1 protein-coding gene is annotated in these 507 nt (G+C 72.4%); it reads right to left on the bottom strand.

The window, feature by feature from the left end; translation table 11 throughout:
• Nucleotides 1-140 precede the first annotated feature (140 nt).
• Nucleotides 141-507: RsmD family RNA methyltransferase (locus tag BIU90_RS12200; RefSeq protein WP_175470206.1), on the bottom strand; the 367-nt coding region annotated here is incomplete at its 5' end.

Raw genomic sequence — 507 nt, forward strand, 5'->3', positions numbered from 1 at the left:
CGACGTCGGAGTTGTCGCTCGGCGCGGAAGCAGGTCACGACAGCGCCTGGCGCCAGGCAGCGAGCACACGCCGCGCCCGCAGCACGCAGGCGGCGCGAGCAGTCGGGCCCTGCGAGCGTGCGCGACGGTTCTGGCGGCACTCAGCCGGCGCTGACCACGGCTTCCCACGCCACGGTCTCGCCGTAGCTGCGCTTGCTGAACGGTGCGATCCCGGCGGGCCACGTCGGTTCGGGGGAGCGCTTGCTGCGCTCGACGACCACCACGGCGTCGGGTGTCAGCTTCGGCGCGAGGGTCTCGAGCACCTCGGTGATCTCCGTCTCGGCGACTTCGTACGGCGGGTCGATGAACACCAGGTCGAAGGTCCGGACCGTCCCGCGCAGGAACCCGAGCACGGGCTGCGCGTGGACGTCGATGCGCACGCTCTTCACCCGCTGCTGCACCGCCCGGGCGTTGTCGCGACAGACCGCGGCCGCAGCCGGTGCCCGTTCGACGAGCACGACCTCGACC

Source organism: Curtobacterium sp. MCBA15_001 (genome assembly GCF_001864835.1).
GTDB lineage: Bacteria > Actinomycetota > Actinomycetes > Actinomycetales > Microbacteriaceae > Curtobacterium.